The organism is Pseudomonas sp. BE134 (assembly GCF_031456105.1).
In the GTDB taxonomy this organism is placed as follows: Bacteria; Pseudomonadota; Gammaproteobacteria; order Pseudomonadales; family Pseudomonadaceae; genus Aquipseudomonas.
Map to the genome: position 1 here is coordinate 170,659 of NZ_JAVDUA010000007.1, position 20,533 is coordinate 191,191.

At 58.9% G+C, this 20,533-nt stretch carries 20 protein-coding genes; 10 read left to right on the forward strand and 10 right to left on the reverse strand.

Translation table 11 applies throughout. The features are described 5' to 3' along the window. Window positions 1-33 precede the first annotated feature (33 nt). The 3 genes from J2Y56_RS08555 (at window position 34) to J2Y56_RS08565 (ending at window position 3,499) form a co-directional block, all read left to right on the forward strand. Complete coding sequence (locus J2Y56_RS08555) at window positions 34-465, forward strand: hypothetical protein (RefSeq protein WP_310349731.1); 432 nt, start codon at window positions 34-36, stop codon at window positions 463-465. After that, a complete protein-coding gene (locus J2Y56_RS08560; protein ID WP_310349733.1) occupies window positions 401-2,719 on the forward strand; it encodes a hypothetical protein in 2,319 nt (772 codons plus the stop codon). Before J2Y56_RS08555 ends, J2Y56_RS08560 begins: the two co-directional genes overlap by 65 nt. A 423-nt stretch (window positions 2,720-3,142) precedes the next feature. Then, window positions 3,143-3,499, forward strand: a complete 357-nt coding sequence (locus J2Y56_RS08565; RefSeq protein WP_310349736.1) for a DUF6124 family protein — start codon at window positions 3,143-3,145, stop codon at window positions 3,497-3,499. A gap of 138 nt (window positions 3,500-3,637) precedes the next feature. On the opposite strand, the gene J2Y56_RS08570 is transcribed toward J2Y56_RS08565, so the two are convergent. Continuing rightward, entirely contained in the window at window positions 3,638-4,636 is a 999-nt protein-coding gene (locus tag J2Y56_RS08570; protein ID WP_033049379.1) for an AraC family transcriptional regulator, read from the reverse strand. A 340-nt stretch (window positions 4,637-4,976) separates the two neighbouring features. On the opposite strand from J2Y56_RS08570, the gene J2Y56_RS08575 reads away from it, so the two are divergent. Next, window positions 4,977-6,311 carry a dicarboxylate/amino acid:cation symporter gene (locus J2Y56_RS08575; protein WP_007946821.1) on the forward strand — a complete coding sequence of 445 codons (1,335 nt, stop codon included), beginning with the start codon at window positions 4,977-4,979 and terminating at the stop codon, window positions 6,309-6,311. A gap of 143 nt (window positions 6,312-6,454) precedes the next feature. After that, window positions 6,455-7,636 (forward strand): CaiB/BaiF CoA-transferase family protein, encoded by a 1,182-nt coding sequence (locus J2Y56_RS08580; protein ID WP_150780880.1) that lies wholly within the window; start codon window positions 6,455-6,457, stop codon window positions 7,634-7,636. 109 nt (window positions 7,637-7,745) lie between these two features. Here the strand turns inward: J2Y56_RS08580 and J2Y56_RS08585 are convergent, their stop codons facing one another. Beyond that, window positions 7,746-8,240, reverse strand: a complete 495-nt coding sequence (locus tag J2Y56_RS08585) for a SprT family zinc-dependent metalloprotease (protein ID WP_010457127.1) — start codon at window positions 8,238-8,240, stop codon at window positions 7,746-7,748. Between the two features lie 159 nt (window positions 8,241-8,399). After that, complete coding sequence (locus tag J2Y56_RS08590) at window positions 8,400-9,002, reverse strand: Yip1 family protein (protein WP_007946824.1); 603 nt, start codon at window positions 9,000-9,002, stop codon at window positions 8,400-8,402. A gap of 352 nt (window positions 9,003-9,354) precedes the next feature. Here J2Y56_RS08590 and ttcA point away from each other — a divergent pair, with 352 nt between their 5' ends. Together ttcA and J2Y56_RS08600 are read left to right on the forward strand one after the other, a co-directional pair. Beyond that, window positions 9,355-10,179 (forward strand): tRNA 2-thiocytidine(32) synthetase TtcA, encoded by an 825-nt coding sequence (gene ttcA, locus J2Y56_RS08595; protein WP_007946825.1) that lies wholly within the window; start codon window positions 9,355-9,357, stop codon window positions 10,177-10,179. Window positions 10,180-10,235: 56 nt separating this feature from the next. Next, window positions 10,236-10,910: a DNA-3-methyladenine glycosylase I gene (locus J2Y56_RS08600; RefSeq protein WP_007946826.1), complete on the forward strand. Its 675-nt coding sequence runs from the start codon at window positions 10,236-10,238 to the stop codon at window positions 10,908-10,910. Window positions 10,911-11,009: 99 nt separating this feature from the next. On the opposite strand, the gene J2Y56_RS08605 is transcribed toward J2Y56_RS08600, so the two are convergent. Genes J2Y56_RS08605 through arsC form a run of 3 tightly spaced genes read right to left on the reverse strand, consistent with a single transcriptional unit; the run spans window position 11,010 to window position 12,383 of the window. Continuing rightward, window positions 11,010-11,435: a DUF2069 domain-containing protein gene (locus J2Y56_RS08605; protein WP_007946827.1), complete on the reverse strand. Its 426-nt coding sequence runs from the start codon at window positions 11,433-11,435 to the stop codon at window positions 11,010-11,012. A 1-nt stretch (window position 11,436) separates the two neighbouring features. Further along, the gene (gene wrbA, locus J2Y56_RS08610) at window positions 11,437-12,033 is read right to left on the reverse strand and encodes an NAD(P)H:quinone oxidoreductase (RefSeq protein ID WP_007946830.1); all 597 of its coding nucleotides are present in this window, start codon (window positions 12,031-12,033) and stop codon (window positions 11,437-11,439) included. Next, window positions 12,030-12,383 carry an arsenate reductase (glutaredoxin) gene (gene arsC, locus J2Y56_RS08615; protein WP_310349743.1) on the reverse strand — a complete coding sequence of 118 codons (354 nt, stop codon included), beginning with the start codon at window positions 12,381-12,383 and terminating at the stop codon, window positions 12,030-12,032. The genes wrbA and arsC overlap by 4 nt, the downstream gene beginning before the upstream one ends. Before the next feature lie 114 nt (window positions 12,384-12,497). Between arsC and J2Y56_RS08620 the strand changes: the two genes are divergently transcribed. Further along, on the forward strand, window positions 12,498-12,965 hold the full coding sequence (locus tag J2Y56_RS08620; RefSeq protein WP_310349744.1) for a TlpA disulfide reductase family protein: 468 nt from the start codon (window positions 12,498-12,500) through the stop codon (window positions 12,963-12,965). 177 nt (window positions 12,966-13,142) lie between these two features. Here the strand turns inward: J2Y56_RS08620 and J2Y56_RS08625 are convergent, their stop codons facing one another. The 4 genes from J2Y56_RS08625 to J2Y56_RS08640 all read right to left on the reverse strand — a co-directional run bounded on the left by J2Y56_RS08625 (window position 13,143) and on the right by J2Y56_RS08640 (window position 18,094). Next, complete coding sequence (locus tag J2Y56_RS08625; RefSeq protein WP_310349745.1) at window positions 13,143-13,547, reverse strand: META domain-containing protein; 405 nt, start codon at window positions 13,545-13,547, stop codon at window positions 13,143-13,145. Window positions 13,548-13,555: 8 nt separating this feature from the next. Beyond that, a complete protein-coding gene (locus J2Y56_RS08630; RefSeq protein ID WP_007946834.1) occupies window positions 13,556-13,981 on the reverse strand; it encodes a hypothetical protein in 426 nt (141 codons plus the stop codon). A gap of 156 nt (window positions 13,982-14,137) precedes the next feature. Then, a complete protein-coding gene (locus J2Y56_RS08635) occupies window positions 14,138-15,127 on the reverse strand; it encodes a 2-hydroxyacid dehydrogenase (protein WP_310349747.1) in 990 nt (329 codons plus the stop codon). 213 nt (window positions 15,128-15,340) lie between these two features. After that, complete coding sequence (locus J2Y56_RS08640) at window positions 15,341-18,094, reverse strand: response regulator (RefSeq protein ID WP_007946837.1); 2,754 nt, start codon at window positions 18,092-18,094, stop codon at window positions 15,341-15,343. Window positions 18,095-18,309: 215 nt separating this feature from the next. Here J2Y56_RS08640 and J2Y56_RS08645 point away from each other — a divergent pair, with 215 nt between their 5' ends. Further along, complete coding sequence (locus J2Y56_RS08645) at window positions 18,310-19,032, forward strand: response regulator transcription factor (protein WP_310333905.1); 723 nt, start codon at window positions 18,310-18,312, stop codon at window positions 19,030-19,032. Beyond that, window positions 19,019-20,413, forward strand: a complete 1,395-nt coding sequence (locus tag J2Y56_RS08650) for a sensor histidine kinase (protein ID WP_310349749.1) — start codon at window positions 19,019-19,021, stop codon at window positions 20,411-20,413. Before J2Y56_RS08645 ends, J2Y56_RS08650 begins: the two co-directional genes overlap by 14 nt. The last annotated feature ends 120 nt before the right edge of the window (window positions 20,414-20,533 follow it).

Below are 20,533 nucleotides of genomic sequence, written 5' to 3' on the forward strand. Positions count from 1 at the left end.
GCCAGCCACATCGTTCTGCAAAGGAGCGCTTCCATGACCGACCAGCCCGGCAACTCGCCTGATGATGCACCGTTGGAGAACACTCCCTTCGTGCTGTATCCACTGCGAGTTCCGAGAGGGACCCAGCCGGTGGTGGGGGGAGATTGCGGCGCCCCTCGACACATTTTTGATCCGGCGCCCAACAATCCGGGGCTCAAGGAACTGGAGCTCCAAATCGATCCCTTTTTGAGCCAGCAGCGAGGTGATAGGGTCGCAATCAACGCGAACAACGAACTCGATATCGTCAACACGCTGACGCAGAGCGACAACGACACCGTTACCTTGTACCTACCCGAGAAAATGCTGGAACCTGATATCGTCAACATTCCTCACTTATACCGTGACGCGGGGGAGCCAGAACATGGGCACCTCTTTGCCCCTCAAGGTGTTGTACAACGAAATCCGACCCGGCAAAGAGGACACTGACCCGGGTGTCGAGGGCCATTCCCGATTGGTGTTGTTGCTACCGGATGCCATCAAAAACGGCGTAGGCCCGGATTTCCCGGCCGCAGGAGCGAGAGTCTGCGTGTCCTACCCCTATTGTCGCGCCTACGATGTCATTCGACTGAACTGCAACGGGCATGATGTTTTTCACACGGTAACGGCGAGCGAAGCGCCACTGCCGGGCTCGGATATCCCGGTCACGGTGTGCTTCACTGTGACCCGCGCGGATCTGGCCAGCGGGGGCGACAGCTCTGAGTTTGTGTTTTCCTTCACTGTCAGAGATCAACTTCACAATGGCCCGGACCTCGATGCGCCGTGGTCGGCCAAACAACTTGTGGACGTGGATCTGGCCGGGACCCGCCTGCCGGCGCCGATCCTGCGGGAAATCCAGAACGATCCTGCTGACGATCCGGGCATTATCGATCGGGACAAACTGGCGGGTAATCCGCTGTTGGTGATTGTCTTGACGGGCGATAGCCGCTTTCAGGCACGCGACCTCATTGAGGCAACGTACACCGCGACTATCCCGGGGCAACCCGATGTGGTGGTGATCGTCACAGGAACCGTCGAAACGGATGAATTCGGGCAGAAAAAGCCTTGCATCCTTCAGGTGGCGAACGACAAGGTCATCACTAACAGCGCGGTGAAGGTGGCATTTACGCTGGAAAGAGGCGGTTCGGTGATTGCCAGTTCGAAAATTGCCACGGCGCAGGTTATTGGTAGCGACACAATTGCGCTCGATCCACCCGTCCCTGCTGCCAATCCCGTTGACCCGTTGGCCTACCCTCAAGGCATGTCGGTGCAGGTCGGGTATCTCGGGTCGTTGTCCGGGGATCAGGCGCAATTGATCCAGCTCGACCCTTCGCCGCAGACATTTCCGGTGCTGGCGCTTGACACGAATCATCAAGCCACCTTTAACCTCGACGCTAGGTTTCTCGGGGCGTGGCACGGTAAATCAACGCAGTTTGCATGGGCGCTGATTCGGGACGGCAAGGAGATTGCCCGGTCCGGGCCGTTGGTGTTGAGTGTGAATCGGATTGCGAATGGGGATACGCGGTTTCCGACACCGGTCATTGCCGGTCAGGTGGGACAGGAACTCGATGTCACAAATCTGGTAGTTACCGATCTGTTGAGTATTGCGCAATGGCTGCTTCAAGCGGCGGGGCAGTATGTGTGGTTGCGCTATGACGGGTTTAACAGCAGCGGTGTGCCGGTATTCTTCGATGACCTCAAGGGCGAACCTCACAACGAAGCGCAGGGGCTGACAAGGCCGATCGGGCAGGCGTTGGTTGATTGGTTGAAAGCGCTCAAGCACGGCACTGCTGTGACTATTACATTCAGAGTCAACTTTGCCCGCAATTCCGACTTGGCTATGGCAGTGGCTTTTCCGGTACGCACTTATACGGTCAAAGTAGCCGTGGAGTTAGGGCCGGAGATCTACTCGATAAAGGACTCTAACGGCGTTGAGATCCCTAATGGCACCTACACCTTCGATACCAAGGTGACGATAAAAGGTACGGAAAAAGTTGGTCGAGATGTTGAAGTTTTCGATAATGCAATATCAAAGGGTATTGCAACTGCCACAAGCGGTATCTGGACTAAGGAAGTATCCGATCTGACGTTGGAACGTCACAGCTTTAAAGCCGTCGCCCGCTACGGCGATAACCAGTCAACACAGCCCTGGGACATCCTGGTTACCAGCAAGTTGGAGATCGACAACAGTCGAATGTCATTGATTGGTTGGGCGTATAAAGAAGCACCATGGACCCCGAGACATGACTTTTCAGGTAACACAGAGGTTCGCCATGCGTCCGGAGGCACTCCCCCATACAAATACACATCGGCGGATGAACGTATAGCAAGAGTGAGTGATGTAGGTAAGGTGGAAGGCGTTGGATGGGGCACCACAATGATTGCCGTCGAAGATGCGTCCGGACAAAAAATTTCATATGAAGTCTATGTGTACGGCACGTATAAGTTGTATCTATCATCACGTCCGATGACCTACGAAGAGGGGTGCTATTGGCGTCAGTCACTCGGGTCGCTAAACTTTAACGAGCAGCAGTCGGCACTTCTTTGGGCGATGTACAGTATGGGGTTTACAACTAATGTTCGAACGGTCGCAGGGGCGAATCAATATGGAGACATCCAAAGAACTAGAAGTGGGGCGGCTGCTTATGGTCTCCCCACTGATGCATTACCAACTTTAGCTTTGGTTGCTATTACGGTGAAATAAGTTGAGTCGGCTAATATAAGTAAAGGAAGAGAGTAAGGGGGCGCATTTATTTAGCTGGCCGATCCCGCGCCCCGTGAAGCCTGAATGAGCATTAAACAGCGATGTTTAAAAGACATCTCCAGACACTCACTCAGGCTACACATCCTTGCGCCGCTGCCTACGACTGCGCCAGAATCCGCCGGCTTGTGCGCCTGGGGCGTGGGTTCTATCGTTTGCGGGTCGCTGACGAATCAGCGATCGGGTTTAGCGATCCGATCCCCTACACAGACGCAAAAGCTGCAATTTGCTTAATGGTGGCTGTGCGTGGGAGACCTTCGAGTCTACCCGGGGTTTCTGTGACCCGGATCGCTAACCTGCGTACAGCCGCCACCTTTACTTGTTTAGCGATAGGTCGTGGCGGCTCAACCAACCACGGAGCTTCAAATGTTCAAGATCACACCCAACCCGCCCGAAACCGACGACGTTTCCCCGTACGAAACCCCCGATTCCAAAAAGCTCAACGACGCCGCCGACCGGGCACTCGATTACTATCTCAAACCGGTCATTCCCAAAGACACCCCGCGCAAACCCAGTACGATCTACTTCGTCGGGCCCGACACGGATGATGAAACCCTGCTGGTCAGCGCCTGTGAAACCATGGCATCGGCGAGTGTGATGCTGAGTGATTTCGCAGGACAGGTGGAGGGGACGCAGCGCAACACGGTGCTGGGGATTCAGCAGGTTGTGATGCTGGGGGAACTGGCGGTGAACCGGATGCTGGATCGGCTTGATCCGCCGTAGTCACCCGTCAGGGTAGACCGCGCCATGATCGTTCCCACGCTCTGCGTGGGAATGCCTCAATGGACGCTCTGCGTCGGCTTTGGCAGGGACGCGGAGCGTCCGGGGCTGCATTCCCACGCGGAGCGTGGGAACGAACAATCAGTTCTCTTGCGCGCGGTAGGCGCCCGGCGTCAGCCCCGTCCACTTCTTGAACGCCCGGTGAAACGCCGAAGGTTCGGAAAATCCCAGCTGTTCGGCGATCTGCTGCAACGACAAATCCGCCCGCCCCAGATGATAAATCGCGATATCTCGGCGCAGCTGATCCTTCAACTCCTGAAAACTCGACCCTTCCTCGCGCAAATGCCGACGCAACGTCTGTGGGCTGATGTGCATCTGCGCGGCCACGGCTTCCAGATCCGGCCAGCGTGGGCTGTCGCGGCTGAGCAAACGGCGTAACTGGCTGCTCAGGCTGTCGCCGTCATCCGGGCGTGACAGCAGGTCGGCGGGGGAGTGTTCGAGAAAATGTCTGAGGGTGCGTTCGTCCTGTAGCAATGGCATGTTCAAGTAACGATTGTGAAACAGCAGACTGCTTTGTGCCGCGCCAAACTGCATCGGGCAGGGGAACATCAATTCGTACTCGGCACCGTGCTCGGGCCTTGGGTAGCTGAACGTCGCTTGCTCCAGCCGTATGCGCTGGCCGATCAGCCAGCTGCCGAACCGATGCCAGACCATCAACTGACTTTCGGTGAGGAAATGGTCCGGGTCCTGGAACTTCGAATCATCGAGGCTTAGGCGGATCAATTCGCCTTCGTGGGTCAGGGTCAGGCGCGGACCTTCGGGGAATAAGCTATAAAACAACAGGCCGCGATTCAGCGCTTTTTCAAGGTTGCGGCAGTGGATCACCGCGTGGCACATCATCGCGAAACTCCCGGTTTTGCTCGGCACTGGCCCGAATCCCAGGTATTCGTCATCCATTGCCAGCCACAACCCCTGGATCAATCGCGTGAATTGTTCGGGCGCGATTCGCGCACGCGGCTCGTCCAGCAACTCGGGGCTGATACCCAGTTGCTGCAAAAGGTCTGAAGAGTCGACACCCAGCCGGCGCGCGCCACCAAGGGCGGCGCGGGCGAAATGACTGGCGATGGTGCGTTCGCGCATGAGCAGGCAAATCCGTCCATTGAACGACGGATGGTAGCCGTGCTGCCTTGCGATGAACAAGGCGGATATCCGCCAAATTGCAGGACGAGGTCAGGTGGATGGGCGGAAATCCGCCACATTGATGTAACCACTCAGTGACGAAGAAAAACCTGTAACCCCTGATGCCAAGAGGCTTGCTGGCATTTTGACGAATGTGGCACGGGCCTTGCGATACAACGAGCAGATGCCTGCCGTCGCGCAGCTCGACAAAACAAATCCCTCCAGAAGCAGGAGGGTTCGCAATTGAAGTGACTTGGGCAACAGATGGATGTTGTCACCGGGCACTCTTGAGGAACTTGCAATGACGACTCGTCAGCCGCTGTACAAATCCCTGTATTTCCAGGTGATCGTTGCCATCGCCATCGGCATTCTGCTCGGTCACTTCTACCCGCAGACCGGTGTGGCCCTCAAGCCGCTGGGTGACGGGTTCATCAAACTGATCAAAATGGTCATCGCGCCAATCATCTTCTGTACGGTCGTCAGCGGTATCGCCGGCATGCAGAACATGAAGTCGGTCGGCAAAACCGGCGGCTATGCGCTGCTGTACTTCGAAATTGTTTCCACCATTGCCTTGCTCATCGGTCTGGTCGTGGTCAATGTCGTGCAACCGGGCGCCGGCATGCACATCGACGTGACGACTCTGGACACCAGCAAAATCGCGGGCTTCATCTCGGCCGGTAAAGACCAGAGCATCATCGCTTTTGTCCTCAACGTGATCCCGAACACCATCGTCGGCGCCTTCGCCAACGGCGACATCCTGCAAGTGCTGATGTTCTCGGTGATCTTCGGTTTTGCCCTGCATCGCCTGGGTGCCTACGGCAAACCGGTGCTGGACTTCATCGATCGCTTCGCTCACGTGATGTTCAACATCATCAACATGATCATGAAGCTCGCTCCAGTCGGCGCGTTCGGTGCGATGGCCTTCACCATCGGTGCCTACGGTGTCGGTTCGCTGGTGCAACTCGGTCAGCTGATGATCTGCTTCTATATCACCTGCATCCTGTTTGTGGTTCTGGTACTGGGCGCCATCTGCCGCGCGCATGGTTTCAGCGTACTCAAGCTGATCCGCTACATCCGTGAAGAACTGCTGATCGTACTGGGCACTTCCTCGTCTGAATCGGCTCTGCCACGCATGCTGATCAAAATGGAACGCCTGGGTGCGGATAAATCGGTGGTGGGTCTGGTGATCCCGACTGGTTACTCCTTCAATCTCGACGGTACTTCGATCTACCTGACCATGGCGGCTGTGTTTATCGCTCAGGCGACTGATACACCGATGGACCTCACTCACCAGATCACCTTGCTGCTGGTGCTGCTGTTGTCCTCCAAAGGTGCGGCAGGTGTGACCGGTAGTGGTTTCATCGTGCTGGCAGCCACTTTGTCGGCCGTGGGTACTCTGCCGGTGGCCGGCCTGGCGCTGATCCTCGGTATCGACCGCTTCATGTCCGAAGCCCGTGCGCTGACCAACCTTGTTGGTAACGCTGTGGCTACCCTCGTGGTCGCCAAGTGGGTGAAAGAGCTGGACGAAGACAAGCTGCAAGTCGAGCTGGCTTCTGGCGGTCGCGGTATCGCCGACGAGCGTGAAGTAGACGACCTGGGCGTGGCCGAAGGCCCAACCCCAAGCAACGTGAAATAAGCCTCGCTGTACTGAAAAACCCGCTTCGCGGGTTTTTTCATGCCTGCGATTTGAGCGTAACGGTCACCTTTGCTGACACTTCGGGTGATTGCCGCAACGCCATCGGCTGCCTAGGCTGGAGGCATCGTTCACGGAGATCGCTCATGCTCGGGCCACTGGCATCACTCAAGGTTCTGGATTTCTCGACACTGTTGCCGGGGCCGTTTGCCTCATTGTTGCTGGCGGACATGGGCGCCGAGGTATTGCGCATCGAATCGCCGACCCGCATGGATTTGCTGCGGGTGTTGCCGCCCCACGATCACGGCGTGTCGGCCAGTCACGCTTATCTCAATCGCAACAAGCGCAGTCTGGGACTGGACCTCAAACAGCCCGAGGCGCTGGAAGTGATCAAGCTGCTGCTTGCCGACTACGACATCGTGCTTGAACAGTTCCGCCCCGGTGTGATGGAACGCCTGGGGCTGGGTTATGAAGCGTTGAAGGCGATCAATCCGAAGCTGATCTACGTGTCGATTACCGGTTACGGCCAGACCGGCCCCTACAAGGACCGCGCCGGCCACGATATCAACTACCTGGCGCTGGCGGGCCTGGCCAGCTACACGGGACGCGCCGATGGCGGGCCGCTGCCGTTGGGCATGCAAGTGGCGGATGTCGCCGGAGGCTCGCTTCACGGGGTCATCGGCCTGCTGGCGGCGGTCATCGCCCGGCAGCAAACCGGGCAGGGGCAGCATCTGGACGTGAGCATGACCGACTGCGCCTTCAGCCTGAACGCCATGGCGGGCGCCGGGTATCTGGCCTGTGGCGCGGAGCCGGGCAGGGAAGATCAGATGCTTAACGGCGGCAGCTTCTACGACTATTACCGTTCTCGCGATGGGCGCTGGTTGTCGGTGGGCAGTCTGGAGCCAGCGTTTATGAAGCCACTGTGTACGGCGTTGGGTCTGGAGGAGTTGGCGCCTTTGGGCTTGTCGCCAAAGCCTGCGGACCAGAAAAAGCTCAAGGACGCGCTGATGACCGAATTCGAGAAACACGACTTTAGCGATTTGTGTGCTCTGTTTGCCGAGCTCGATGCGTGTGTCGAGCCGGTGTTGAGTTTGAGCGAAGCGATTGAGCATCCGCAGCTGAAGGCGCGGGAGCTGGTGGCTGAGGTGCCGCGTGGGGATGGCACGAGCCAGGCGCAGATGGCCTGTCCGTTGAAATTTTCAGAGGGGTTGCCTGAGCCCCGGCATATTGGCGCGGCGCTGGGGCAGCATACGGATCAGGTGTTGGGGGAGCTGGGGTTTAGTGCGCAGCGGATCGAAGAGCTGCGGCGTGCCAAGGTCATTACATAGATTGTTCCCACGCTCCGCGTGGGAATGTATCCCGTGACGCTCCGCGTCACAGTGGACGCAGAGCATCCATGGCGGCATTCCCACGCGGAGCATGGGAACGATCGTGCGGTTACTCGACCCGCATCTCCCCGCTAAACACCAGCGTACTCCGGCACCGTCGGCACAAATACCGCCGCCCCTGCCTCACCAGACCATGACGCTGCGCCGAAAACGGGAAATCGCTGTCCACGCACGGGCATTTATAGATATAGCGCGTCACGCTGCGGCGTTTGACGTCGTAGGTGTGGCAGCGATTGGGCGGCAGTTCGTACACGCCGCGCATGATCAGTTGCCACTCTTCGCCATGAGGCTGGATGCGGTCACCAAACAATTGATGAGCAATCAGGTGGGCGACCTCATGGGCCACGGTTTGCTTGAGAAAGTCTTCGGTATTTTCCCGGTACAGCTGCGGGTTGAAACGCAGCAGGTTCTCGTGCAAATGCGCGACCCCGGCTTTTTGACCACGCAGCTTGAGGCTCACCACGGGGCGTTTGAACGTGCGTTTGAAAAAGGATTCGGCGAGTTGGTAACAGTCTTCGACGCGGGTATTGAGCTGCTCGGGCATGCTTGAGGGATCTCCAGAGACGTCGAGTATGCCGCAACCCTGGGGTCTTGCGAATCGCCGAGGTACCGAATGGTCGTCAGTGCCTGGTATCCCTGGACATTAGAAGGCCGCCTTGCGGCGGCCTGTGTTGGCAGATCTTGTTGTTTGGTGAAAACACCACTAATTAGTATAGACCGGCCCCACGCCGAGTCCCCAGACAATGACTGTGAACGCCATGATGGCCACCAGCACCACCAGGCCTACCGCAAGCACCGAACTTGAAAACAGGAACCCCTCGTCTGATGGAATGTTCATGAAAGTGGGAAGTCCCACATACAACAGGTACACCGTGTAGCAGATGGCCGCCGTCCCGACGATCATTCCCAGCCACAGGTGTGGATACAGTGCCGCCAGTCCGCCGATAAACAACGGGGTCGCGGTATAGGTCGCAAATGCAACGCAACGGGCCAGACTCGGGTTGGCGTCATAGGTGCGAGCCATCCAATGGATGAACGCGGCCATCACCGCAACACCGCCGAGCATCGCCACGTACGACATGATCGTCATCCATAGCGCGCTTTCCTGCGTCAGCATCACGGGTGCCCGGCTGCCAATCACCCAGCCGACCTTGGTGGTGCCGATAAATGCTGATACGGCAGGGATCGCGGCCAGAATCAGCGTGTGGGTCAGGTACATGTGGCTAATGCTTTCCTCATTGTCGCCACGGATTTCTTTCCATTCCTGGTCGGGGTGGGTGAAAAGTCCCACTACGTGATGGATCATGCCAGTCACTCCTCTTGTTTTTACCATCGCCCCCCAGCGGAGCGCCTACGGGCCAAAGTGGCCAAGTAAGTAAAGGTCTGGATTTGAATGCGACCTTATGTCGCAGTATAGAAAGGACTTAACCGTACAGGTGATAGGGGGTTAGAGCTTATCGCGCTGAAAACAAGCAGGTTAATCGCCGCAGGATCTGTTGGATGACTGAATAGGTACATGACGCGACGTGTAGCAGGCTTCGCCAGCAGTTACAAAGAGTGCGTCGGCGCATAATTTTCTAACCTGATCAGGTACTTCGCCGAAGGCGGGTTTTTGCGTAAAATGGCGGCCTTTCGTCACACCTCACGGATTTCGCGACATGGGCACTCTTACGGTCAACCAGAACAAACTGCAAAAGCGCCTTCGCCGTCAGGCCGGCGAGGCGGTTGCCGATTTCAACATGATTGAAGACGGCGACAAGGTCATGGTCTGCCTGTCCGGTGGCAAGGACAGCTACACCATGCTCGACGTGCTGATGCACTTGCAGAAGGTCGCACCGATCAAGTTCGAGATCGTGGCCGTAAACATGGACCAGAAGCAGCCAGGTTTCCCGGAGCACGTGCTGCCGGCCTACCTCAAGGAACTGGGGATCGAGTACCACATCGTCGAGAAAGACACTTACTCCGTGGTCAAGGAGCTTATTCCTGAGGGAAAAACCACCTGCTCGCTGTGCTCGCGTCTGCGTCGCGGCACGCTGTACACCTTTGCCGACGAAATCGGTGCGACCAAAATGGCCCTCGGCCATCACCGGGACGACATCGTCGAGACGTTTTTCCTCAACATGTTCTTCAACGGTTCGCTCAAGGCCATGCCGCCAAAACTGCGCGCCGACGATGGCCGCAACGTCGTCATCCGTCCGCTGGCCTACTGCAATGAGAAAGACATTCAGGCTTACTCGGACTTGAAACAGTTCCCGATCATCCCGTGCAACCTCTGCGGCTCTCAGGAAAACCTGCAACGTCAGGTGGTCAAGGACATGCTGCAGGACTGGGAGCGCAAGACCCCGGGCCGTACCGAAAGCATTTTCCGCAGCCTGCAGAACGTGATCCCGTCGCAATTGGCGGACCGCAACCTGTTTGACTTCACCAGCCTCAAGATCGACGAATCCGCTGCTTCGCGCTTCGTCAACGTAGTCAACCTCTAAACACAATCCCTGTGGGAGCCAACAGGGGTCTATTCACTTATTCAACAGGAGAGGGCATGCGCGATTACAAGTGGCTGCACGAATACTGTCTGAACCGCTTCGGTTCAGCAGCTGAACTGGAAGCCCATCTGCCCGTTCCGAAAACCCCGGCACAATTACGCAAGATCAGCGACGACCGCTACCTCTCGACCATGGCGCTACGTGTATTCCGCGCCGGCCTCAAGCACAGCCTGGTGGACGCCAAGTGGCCGGCGTTCGAAGAAGTGTTCTTCAAGTTCGACCCGGAAAAAGTCGTGCTGATGAGCGCCGAACACCTCGAACGCCTGATGCAGGACGCGCGAATCATCCGTCACCTGGGCAAGCTCAAGAGCGTGCCGCGCAATGCGCAGTTCATTCTGGACGTGGCGCATGAGAAGGGCAGTTTCGGTGCGCTGATTGCCGATTGGCCAGTGACCGATATTGTCGGGCTGTGGACGTACCTGAAAAAGCGCGGCCATCAATTGGGTGGGTTGTCGGCGCCGCGTTTCTTGCGCATGGTCGGCAAGGACACCTTTGTGCCGAGCTACGATGTGGTCGCGGCGTTGAATGCACAGAAGATCGTCGACAAGGTGCCGAGCAGCCAGCGGGATCTGGCCTTGGTGCAGGATGTGTTCAACCAGTGGCATGAACAGAGTGGCGGGCGGCCGATGAGCCAGATTTCGATGATGCTCGCCTACACAGTGAATCATTGATACCGAGTTGATCCCATCGCTGGCAAGCCAGCTCCCACATTGGATTTGTGTCGTTCACCCATCCCCTGTGGAAGCTGGCTTGCCAGCGATAGCGGTCTATCAGGCGACGGAGATCTCGCCTTCCCCCGCCAACTTGCGATTGAGCTGAAACCGCCACCGCACATACAACAGCGCTGAGCAGAACACTGCCAGACTCGCTCCCATCTCCAGCAACCCAAACAGCTGCCGGTTCGGGTCATACGCCGCCAGTGCGCCCTTGATGAAATACAGGTTCACCACAAAACACATCCACGAATGCCCACGGGCGCTGCCGATAATCATTCCCGGTGCGAGCAATAGCAGGGGCACCAGTTCGATCAGCAAAATCACCCACGGCCGCGCGCCATGCAGGTCGGCAAACACCAGGTAGTAGGCGCACAACAGCCCAACCAGCCCGAAAAAACACAGCAGGCTGACGATGCGCATTGCCCGTACCCGCGGTTCGAGCCATTCAATGGAGGGCAGAATCTTCGGCTTCTTGGCCACGTCAGTTCCCCAGCTTTTGCGCCGTCTTTGCCAACCGCAGGCCCAAGGCCCGGCACAGCGCCACTTCGTGTTCATTCAAGCCGCTTTTGCCATCGGCCCCGGCGTGATGACTGGCGCCATATGGCGTGCCGCCGCCACGGGTTTCGAGCAAGGCAGATTCGCTGTAGGGCAGGCCGGTGATCAGCATGCCGTGGTGCAGCAGCGGCAACATCATCGACAGCAGGGTGGTTTCCTGGCCGCCGTGCAGGCTCGCGGTGGAGGTGAACACGCCGGCCGGCTTGCCCACCAGCGCGCCGGTCAGCCACAGGTTGCTGGTGCCGTCGAGGAAGTACTTGAGCGGCGCCGCCATGTTGCCGAAACGGGTCGGACTGCCCAAGGCCAGGCCCGCGCAGTTCTTCAAGTCATCGAGGCTGGCGTACAGCGCACCTGTGTCCGGAATGTCGGGCGCTACGGATTCGCATTCGGTGGAGATCGCCGGCACGGTGCGCAGGCGAGCTTCCATCCCGGACTGCTCGACGCCACGGGCAATTTGCCGGGCCATTTCATTGGTCGAGCCGCTGCGGCTGTAATACAGAACCAGAATGTAGGGTGCGCTCACGGCAGCAACTCCAGCACGTTTTCTGGTGGACGGCCGATAACGGCTTTGTCGCCGACTTCGAGAATCGGGCGCTCCATGAGTTTCGGGTGAGCCGCGATGGCCGCGATCAATTGCGCTTCGCTCAGGCTGCTGTCAGCCAGGTTGAGGGTTTTGTATTCGTCCTCGCCAGTGCGCAACAGGTGTCGGGCGCTGAGGCCAAGCTTTGTCAGCAAACGCTGGATTTGCGCAGCGTCCAGCGGGGTTTCGAGGTAGCGGACGACGGTCGGGGCCAGGCCGCGGGCTTCGAGCAGTTCGAGCACACCGCGGGATTTCGAGCAGCGCGGGTTGTGATAAAGCGTCAGATCGGTCATGGGCGGGTCGCTTCTTGCGTAAAGTGGCAGCTATTCTAACTGTGCAGCGCGTAATCCTGAACCTTGCGAGGCGATGGGTCGCAGGCGCATTCAATTTTGAACAAGGAACACGACATGACAAGGCGACTGGCAGCGGCATTGGCGATTTTCGGGGCGTTGATGCTGGGGGGCTGTGGCAACGACTATGGCGTGGACCAGAACGGCCAGAAAGTTGCGTCCGAACGGCTGGACAAACAATGGGTGGTGCTCAATTACTGGGCCGAATGGTGCGGGCCATGCCGGACCGAAATCCCGCAGTTGAATGCGTTGGCTGATCAATTGAAGGACAAGAAGATCGGCGTGTTCGGCGTCAACTTCGACAATGTGCAGGGCGAAGAACTGAAAAGCGCCAGCGAGAAACTGGGGATCAAGTTCACGGTACTGGCTTCAGACCCGGCCGATCTTTTTGAACTGCCGCGCAGTGAAGCCCTGCCAGTGACGTACATCATCGATAACAAAGGCAAGGTGCGCGAGCAATTGATGGGCGAGCAGACGGCGGCGGGGTTGATGGAAAAGCTTGAGGCGTTGCAGGCATTCAAGTGAAACGAGCTTTAAGCCGTAACGCGATCCGTAGCAGCTGGCGAAGCCTGCGTCCGGCTGCGCAGCAGTCGTGAAATCAGGCTATGCGGTCTTACAGTTAGACCGCATTTTCAGGTTTTACGACTGCTTCGCAGCCGGACGCAGGCTTCGCCAGCTGCTACAAAGGCTGCGTCGCGCCGATTAGCTCTCTTCAAGCCACCATCGCAATGGCTTGCCTTGCGCCGGCCAGAAGCGCATCTGCTCAATCGGTGAAACGTCCCAGCGCTGTACGCCTTCCAGCGCCTGCAAGAAGCGCTTTTCCTGCTCCATGAGCGCGGGTGCACACAGCTTGCGGGTGCTGCCGATCTTGCCGAAGCTCAACTTGTTGCCTTCCAGGGTGTACGGCGCGAACCAATGGTTACAGCCGCCACTGCCATAGGCCCGGCCGTCTTCACCGAGGGTGACAGTCAGGTGGCTGTAGTCCATCAATGGATATTCGCCGATCCATTCCAGAATGTAGCTTCGATTTTTTTCCAGTTGCACTGGCTCAGCGGCGCATCCCAGCAGGCTGGCACCGACCAAAGCGGTCAGCGCGAAACGTTTCATCACGGCGGTCACTGGCATTTCGGGCACAGGTGTTTCTCGCCGACAGAGGTCCAGCCCAGCTCGGCAATCCGCACCGTGGCAGCGGGCTTTTCAGCCTTGTTGCCGAGCTTGGCGTCGACCGCGAACTCAAAGCTCAGCGCTTTGGCACAGCTGTCGCAATTGACTTCCCAAGTGTGGATCGCCAATTCGCCGAACACCGGGCCACTGCTCACCGCGACCCATTGGCCTGGCGGGTTGATCAAATGGCGAACCGTTTCGACGGTCAGGCGCATGGACAAGTCCTTGCTGCCTTTAAGGGTCACTACCAGCACGTCGCCAATCCGGATCGAGCCGCCGTTACCGGTGACTTGATAACGCCCCGGCACCAGGGCGCGGCATTCGGTGAGGGTGTGTTGCGGGTTCATCAGGGTGTAGCGGAAATCGTGTTCGACCATGGGTCCTCCAAATAGGCGCGACATGCTATCACGGGCTTGCGCGCAGCATGGCGCGGGCAGGTGACCTTCGATCAGGTTCAACCGCCCCGCTGACTCATGGCATGGCGCCCGCTTTTGCACATTGAAGGAACGGATAAGGTCCAGGGACTGAGTCGATCAGCCCTCGACCTGATTCTGCGGCGTGCCGGCCGCCCAGGCCACGATGTTCTGCAGGGTCGTCGCGGCAATCGCGCCCAGCGCTTCGCGGGTCAGGAAGGCCTGGTGCGCGGTGATGATCACATTTGGAAAGGTCAGCAACCGCGCCAGCACGTCGTCTTGCAGCGGCAGGTCGGAGCGGTCTTCGAAAAACAACTGCGCCTCTTCTTCGTACACATCCAGCCCCAGATAGCCCAATTGGCCGTCCTTCAATGCGTCGATCAGTGCGGGGGTGTCCACCAAACCACCTCGCCCGGTGTTGATCAGCATTGCGCCAGGTTGCATGTGCGCCAGTGATTCGCGGTTGATCAGGTGTTTGCTTTGCTCGGTGAGCGGGCAATGCAGGCTGATGATCTGCGACTCGGCGAGCAGTTCCGGCAGGCTCAAGTAGCGAGCGCCCAGGGCTTCGACCTGCGGATTGGGGTAGGGGTCATAGGCCAGCAACCGGCAGCCGAAACCGTTCATGATCTTGGCGAACGTCGCGCCGATCTGCCCGGTGCCTACCACGCCGACGGTCTTGCCCACCAGGTCGAAGCCGGTCAGCCCATGAAGGCTGAAGTCACCTTCGCGGGTGCGGTTATAGGCACGGTGCAAGCGGCGGTTGAGTGCCAGGATCAGCGCCACCGCATGTTCGGCCACCGCGTGTGGCGAGTAGGCCGGGACGCGCACGATTGCAAGACCCAGGTGCTTGGCCGCGGGCAGATCAACATGATTGAAACCGGCCGAGCGCAGGGCGATCAGGCGCGTGCCCCCCGCCGCCAGACATTCCAGCACCGGGGCGCTGAGGTCGTCATTGATAAAGGCACAGACCACTTCGTGCTTTTGCGCCAGTGTCGCAGTGTCAAGGCTCAGCCGCGCTGACTGAAAGTGCAGCTCGATACCGACGGGCAGGTCGGCGCCCAGAAAACTGTCGCGGTCGTAGGTCTGGCTGCTGAAAAGAATCGTGCGCATGAATCCTCCTGGATAACTCGGTCAAGGCTTTAGGTAGCAGCTGGCGAAGCCTGCGTTCGGCGGCGCAGCCGTCGTAAAATCAGGCGCTGCGGTGTACCAGGTAAACCGCGATTACTGGATTTACGACGGCTGCGCCGCCGGACGCAGCCTTCGGCAGCTGCTACAAAGGCCGGCGAGCTTACCGTTGATGGTGATCCGCTCTATTGCACTGCATCAAGCATTAATACGGGCATGAGCGGCCAGGCGATTGATCGCCCGTTCGAGCTCTTCCAGTGCGCCGGGCGCTTTCGAGTCCTGTTGCTTGAGCAGCGTCTCACTGCGCTGGCAGGCCGCTCGCAGTTGCGGGACGCCGCAATAACGGGTTGCCCCGTGCAAGCGATGGACGCGCTCGATCAATGCATTCTGGTCGTTGCTTTCCCGGGCCGTGCGAATGGCCTCGCGGTCGGCTTCAAGCGAGGCCAGCAACATCGCCAGCATGTCCGCCGCCAGATCCGCTTTACCCGCAGCCAGACGCAAACCTTCCTCGGGGTCGAGCACCTGCAAATCATGACCGCCGCCGTGGCTGTCGCTGGAACGTTCCGGCCCGTGATTGCGCAGGGCAAGGCCTGTCCACTTCAACACCACCTGCGCCAATTGTCGCTCGCTGATGGGTTTGGTCAGGTAATCGTCCATGCCGCTTTGCAGCAGCGCACGTTTTTCATTGGCCATGGCATGGGCGGTGAGCGCCACGATCGGCAGCGGTGTGCAATGCCGTTCACTTTCCCACAGACGAATCGCTTCGGTACTTTGACGCCCATCCATGCCGGGCATTTGCACATCCATCAACACCAGGTCGAAGGTTTCGTTGTGCACCGCCTTGACCGCCGCGTATCCACTTTCCACGGCCAGCACCTTGGCGCCCATGTCTTCGAGCAGGGTTTGTACCAGCAACAGGTTGGCCGGGTTGTCGTCGACGCAGAGCACCTTCGGCGCGCGACTGGACACCGGTTCACCCGGTTCGGTGCGCTGCTGACGGGGGTTGACCAGATCGGACAAGGCCCGACGCAGTTTGCGGGTGCAGGCCGGTTTGGCCTGAAGCTGACTGTGCGGGTTAGGCACCGAGAGATGGAACAGTGTTTGCTCGGTGGTTGGACACAGCACCAGGACTTTGCAGCCCAGGTGTTCGAGGTCCCAGATGTGCTGGTTGAGACGCTCCGGTGGCATGTCGTTGCTGGTGATGCCAAGCACTGCCAGGTCGATGGCCTGATCGGTCTGGTGCGCGCCGGTCACGCCATTGGTCAGGCTTTCCAGGGTATTGAACGGCGTTACGCTCAGGCCGCAATCTTCCAGTTGATGCTGCAAGGCCTGTCGTGCCAGTTCATGGTTTTCCAGCACCGCCACGCGGCGCCCGAGCAGGGGAGCGCCTGGCAGGTCTTCGGCATCATCGCGGGTCTTGGGCAGGCTCAGGCTGATCCAGAACTCCGACCCTTCGCCCGGTGTACTGTCGACGCCAATCTCGCCGCCCATCTGTTCAATCAGCCGCTTGGAAATCACCAGCCCCAGCCCCGTGCCGCCGGGTTGCCGGGACAAGGAGTTATCGGCCTGGCTGAACGCCTGGAAAAGCGCGCGCACATCCTGGTTCGACAGGCCGATGCCGGTGTCCTGAATGCTGATGCGCAGTTGCACGCTGTCTTCATGCTCTTCTTCAAGCATGGCGCGGGCAACGATGGTGCCTTCGCGGGTGAATTTGATTGCATTGCTCACCAGGTTGGTGAGGATCTGCTTGAGCCGCAACGGGTCGCCCACCAGCGACAGTGGCGTGTCGCGATACACCAGACTCACCAGTTCCAGCTGTTTGGCGTGGGCCGCCGGGGCGAGTATGGTCAGGGTGTCTTGCAGCAGGTCGCGCAGGTTGAACGGAATATTGTCGAGCACCAGTTTGCCGGCCTCGATTTTCGAGAAGTCTAGGATCTCGTTGATGATCCCCAGCAGGCTGTCGGCGGACTTTTCGATGGTGCCCAGGTAGTCGAGCTGGCGTGGTGTCAGTTCGCTTTTTTGCAGCAAGTGCGTGAAGCCGAGAATGCCGTTGAGCGGCGTGCGGATTTCATGGCTCATGTTGGCCAGGAACTCGGATTTGATCCGGCTCGCTTCCAGGGCTTCCTTGCGCGCCAGGTCCAGCTCGATGTTCTGGATCTCGATGGTTTCCAGGTTTTGCCGTACGTCTTCAGTGGCCTGGTCGACGCTGTGCTGCAATTCTTCCCGGGCATTTTGCAGGGTGCCGGCCATGCGGTTGATGCCGGACGCCAGGTCATCCAGTTCCTGGCTGCCGAGCGGCGGCAGGCGGGTTTCCAGATGACCGTCCTTGAGTTGCGCCACCGCCAGTTTGATCTGACTGATCGGCCGATTGATGGTGCGCCCCATCCTCAATGCCAGCAGCGCCGCGCCGGCCAGACCGGCGGCGATCAGCAGCAGGCTGGCAAACAGGCTGCGGTAACCACGCAGCAACATGCCACTGTGGGACAGTTCGATTTCGACCCAGCCCAGCAGGCGGTTGGCTTCATCGGGAATCAAGTCGCCGGCCAGGTTGCGGTGCTTACCAAACACCGGCAGCAGATAACGCGTCGCATCGTTGCCGCTGCGGCGCAGCATCTGCGAGCCGTTGCCCACCGGTGCCTGATTGAGCATGGTCGGGCCGGCGTGGGCCCGCAGCGTGCGGTCGGGGGCGAGGAAGGTCACGGCGCGCACGTCCGCCGTTTCCAGCGACTGGGTAGCGATGCGCTCAAGCAGGTCATTGTCCTGGTGAGCCATGGCCGGGGCCACCAGCGGCGCCAGCTGTTCAGCAATCATCTCGCCGCGCTGCAGCAGCTGGGATTGCAGGTCGGATTGCTGCATCCAGGTGAAATAGCCGCCCAGGACCAATGCCATCAACGTCGTCGGCAACAAGGTCAGCAACAGCACGCGGCCTTTAATTCCCAGTTTCTTGAGCACGCATCTCTCCTGCATCCAGCGATTGATTGACCTGCGTGTACGTCCCGTACGCGCCACCCGGGCAGTGTAGCGAGTTGCAGGCAGGCAATCTTCGTAAAATTGATGTCGTCATTCGTCGGCTACCGCGCTGCTTTTGACGCCAGAGCAAACCTTGGGTTGCCCATCGGCAGGCAATCTTGAATAATCACTCAACTGAGAATTATTTGCAGATACTGATGACTCCCATGTCGATTGGCCATCCCCGAATCCTTTCCATCGAAGACGACCTGGTGCTCGGTGCCTATGTGCACGAACATTTGGGCCGTTGTGGTTTTCAGGTGACCTGGTGCCAGAACGGCCAGGAAGGTCTGGCCATCGCGCGTCAGCAAGCCTTCGATGTGGTGTTGATGGATATTCTGTTGCCGGGCCTGGACGGGCTCAATGTGTTGACGCAACTGCGCCAGAGCCATTCCACCCCGGTGGTGCTGATGTCGGCATTGGGCGCCGAGGAGGATCGCATCAGCGGTTTTCGCCTGGGCGCCGATGACTACTTGCCCAAACCGTTCAGCATGGCTGAGTTGCGGGTACGCATCGAAGCGATCCTGCGTCGGGTGGCGCTCGACCGTCGACCGGCGCCGGCACCCGTGACCCGTGAGACGGACAGTCTGCGTTTCGACGATGAGCTGTGTGAGGTCTTCTATGGCGAACACGCCGCCGGCCTGACCCGCAGTGAGTATCGGTTGCTGGAAACACTCAATCGCAATGACGATGAAGTGTTGAGCAAGGCGTTTCTTTATCAGCACGTGCTGCAACGCGGTTACGCTGCCCATGACCGCAGCCTCGATATGCACATCAGTCAGATCCGCCGCAAACTCAAAGGCATCGGCTATACCGAGCGGGAAGTGCGCACGGTCTGGGGCAAGGGGTACGTATTGAGTGCTGCCGATGAAATGGTCTGACCTGCCGGGCCGGCACTCACTGTTCTGGAAACTCGCCTGTCTGCTGATAGCGTTTTGTCTGTTGATGATCTGGTTGAGCTGGTCCTGGGGCCGGTACATGGAACAGAAAAACCTGTTCTTGTCCGAAGAGGCCCGCCTCACGCTGACCGGTTATGCCGCCGAAGCCGAGCAAGCCTGGAATCAACGCCAGAGCGCAGGCGTTGATGTCTGGCTGGAAGGTATCGGCAAGCGCGAGACGTCGTGGGTCGGTGTCATCGGCGCTGATTTGCAGTCGTTGAGCAGCTATCCGCTGACGGAAAAAGAAGTTCAGCGCCTGACCTTTTTGCGTGGGCTTGATTGGCCAACCAGTCGCCATACCAAAGGCTTGCCATGGTTGCGCATCCCTTTTCCAAAGGACCCGGCGGTCGGCAGCCTGGTGATCGAACTGCCTCAGCGCTTTGTTCCAGGGCAATACCGGTTGTTCTGGCGCGTGGTCACCAACGGCATCATTCCGGGATTGTTCACGCTGTTGTTATGCGTCGGTCTGTATCGACTGCTGGTCGTGCCATTGAACAGTCTGCGCGAACAGGCCAACGCCTGGCGGGCGGACCAGTTGAACGTGCGCTTGTCGAGCAGCACGACCAATCGTTCGGATGAACTCGGTGAATTGGGCAGAGCCTTCGATCACATGTCCGAGCGCCTGCAAGGCACCGTGGCCTTGCAGCAACAATTGCTGCGTGACCTGTCCCACGAACTGCGCACACCGCTGAGCCGATTGCGGGTGGCCAGCGAAAGCGAGGAGGGGTTGGCTGCGTTGCGCGAGCGTATCGGTCGGGAAGTCGATGGCATGCAGCGTCTGGTGGAAGACACGCTGCAACTGGCCTGGCTCGACACCGAGCGCTCACCGTTGCCCGATGAAGCGATCCAGATTCAGGCGCTATGGGAAATGCTCACGGAAAATGCCTGCTATGAAAGTGGCTGGCCAAGCAGTCAATTGCACTGCACCGTGGATTCATCGTGTTGGGTTCGCGGCAACCTGAACACCTTGGCGCAGGCACTGGAAAACCTTCTGCGCAACGCCATTCGTCATTCACCCACAGGCGGTGTGGTGAGTCTCGGCGCAAAGCGCGACGGCGACTTCTGGCATTTGTGGCTGGAGGATGAGGGCGGCGGGGTGGCTGAGGCCGATATTGAGCGGATCTTCTGCCCGTTCATTCGACTCGACGGCTCGCGGCCTGGGGATGGTGGGTTTGGGTTGGGGCTGAGCATTGCGAGGAATGCGGTGCGGCGGCAGGGCGGGCGCCTTTGGGCTCAGAATACCGGGACGGGGTTGCGGCTTAATATGCGGTTGGTGGCTGAGATTGATGCTGTCAGAGATGACGCCTTCGCGGGCAAGCCCTAATGCCGATCAGTTAAGCAATTTCTGTGGTAACGCAATTGTTGTAGCAGCTGGCGAAGCCTGCGTTCGGCTGCGAAGCAGTCGTAATACCTGAGTTTGCGGTCTTCCTGAAACACCGCATCG

What these genes read in the sequence shown, in the direction of transcription:
- J2Y56_RS08580 (WP_150780880.1), top strand. Translation starts at nt 6,455, where the DNA reads ATGCTCGGGCCACTGGCATCACTCAAGGTTCTGGATTTCTCGACACTG.
- J2Y56_RS08635 (WP_310349747.1), bottom strand. Translation starts at nt 15,127, where the DNA reads ATGCGCACGATTCTTTTCAGCAGCCAGACCTACGACCGCGACAGTTTT.
- J2Y56_RS08650 (WP_310349749.1), top strand. Translation starts at nt 19,019, where the DNA reads ATGAAATGGTCTGACCTGCCGGGCCGGCACTCACTGTTCTGGAAACTC.
- J2Y56_RS08590 (WP_007946824.1), bottom strand. Translation starts at nt 9,002, where the DNA reads ATGATCCATCACGTAGTGGGACTTTTCACCCACCCCGACCAGGAATGG.
- J2Y56_RS08630 (WP_007946834.1), bottom strand. Translation starts at nt 13,981, where the DNA reads ATGGTCGAACACGATTTCCGCTACACCCTGATGAACCCGCAACACACC.
- J2Y56_RS08570 (WP_033049379.1), bottom strand. Translation starts at nt 4,636, where the DNA reads ATGCGCGAACGCACCATCGCCAGTCATTTCGCCCGCGCCGCCCTTGGT.
- J2Y56_RS08585 (WP_010457127.1), bottom strand. Translation starts at nt 8,240, where the DNA reads ATGCCCGAGCAGCTCAATACCCGCGTCGAAGACTGTTACCAACTCGCC.
- J2Y56_RS08600 (WP_007946826.1), top strand. Translation starts at nt 10,236, where the DNA reads ATGCGCGATTACAAGTGGCTGCACGAATACTGTCTGAACCGCTTCGGT.
- J2Y56_RS08645 (WP_310333905.1), top strand. Translation starts at nt 18,310, where the DNA reads ATGACTCCCATGTCGATTGGCCATCCCCGAATCCTTTCCATCGAAGAC.
- arsC (WP_310349743.1), bottom strand. Translation starts at nt 12,383, where the DNA reads ATGACCGATCTGACGCTTTATCACAACCCGCGCTGCTCGAAATCCCGC.
- J2Y56_RS08625 (WP_310349745.1), bottom strand. Translation starts at nt 13,547, where the DNA reads ATGAAACGTTTCGCGCTGACCGCTTTGGTCGGTGCCAGCCTGCTGGGA.
- J2Y56_RS08560 (WP_310349733.1), top strand. Translation starts at nt 401, where the DNA reads ATGGGCACCTCTTTGCCCCTCAAGGTGTTGTACAACGAAATCCGACCC.
- ttcA (WP_007946825.1), top strand. Translation starts at nt 9,355, where the DNA reads ATGGGCACTCTTACGGTCAACCAGAACAAACTGCAAAAGCGCCTTCGC.
- J2Y56_RS08565 (WP_310349736.1), top strand. Translation starts at nt 3,143, where the DNA reads ATGTTCAAGATCACACCCAACCCGCCCGAAACCGACGACGTTTCCCCG.
- J2Y56_RS08555 (WP_310349731.1), top strand. Translation starts at nt 34, where the DNA reads ATGACCGACCAGCCCGGCAACTCGCCTGATGATGCACCGTTGGAGAAC.
- J2Y56_RS08575 (WP_007946821.1), top strand. Translation starts at nt 4,977, where the DNA reads ATGACGACTCGTCAGCCGCTGTACAAATCCCTGTATTTCCAGGTGATC.
- J2Y56_RS08620 (WP_310349744.1), top strand. Translation starts at nt 12,498, where the DNA reads ATGACAAGGCGACTGGCAGCGGCATTGGCGATTTTCGGGGCGTTGATG.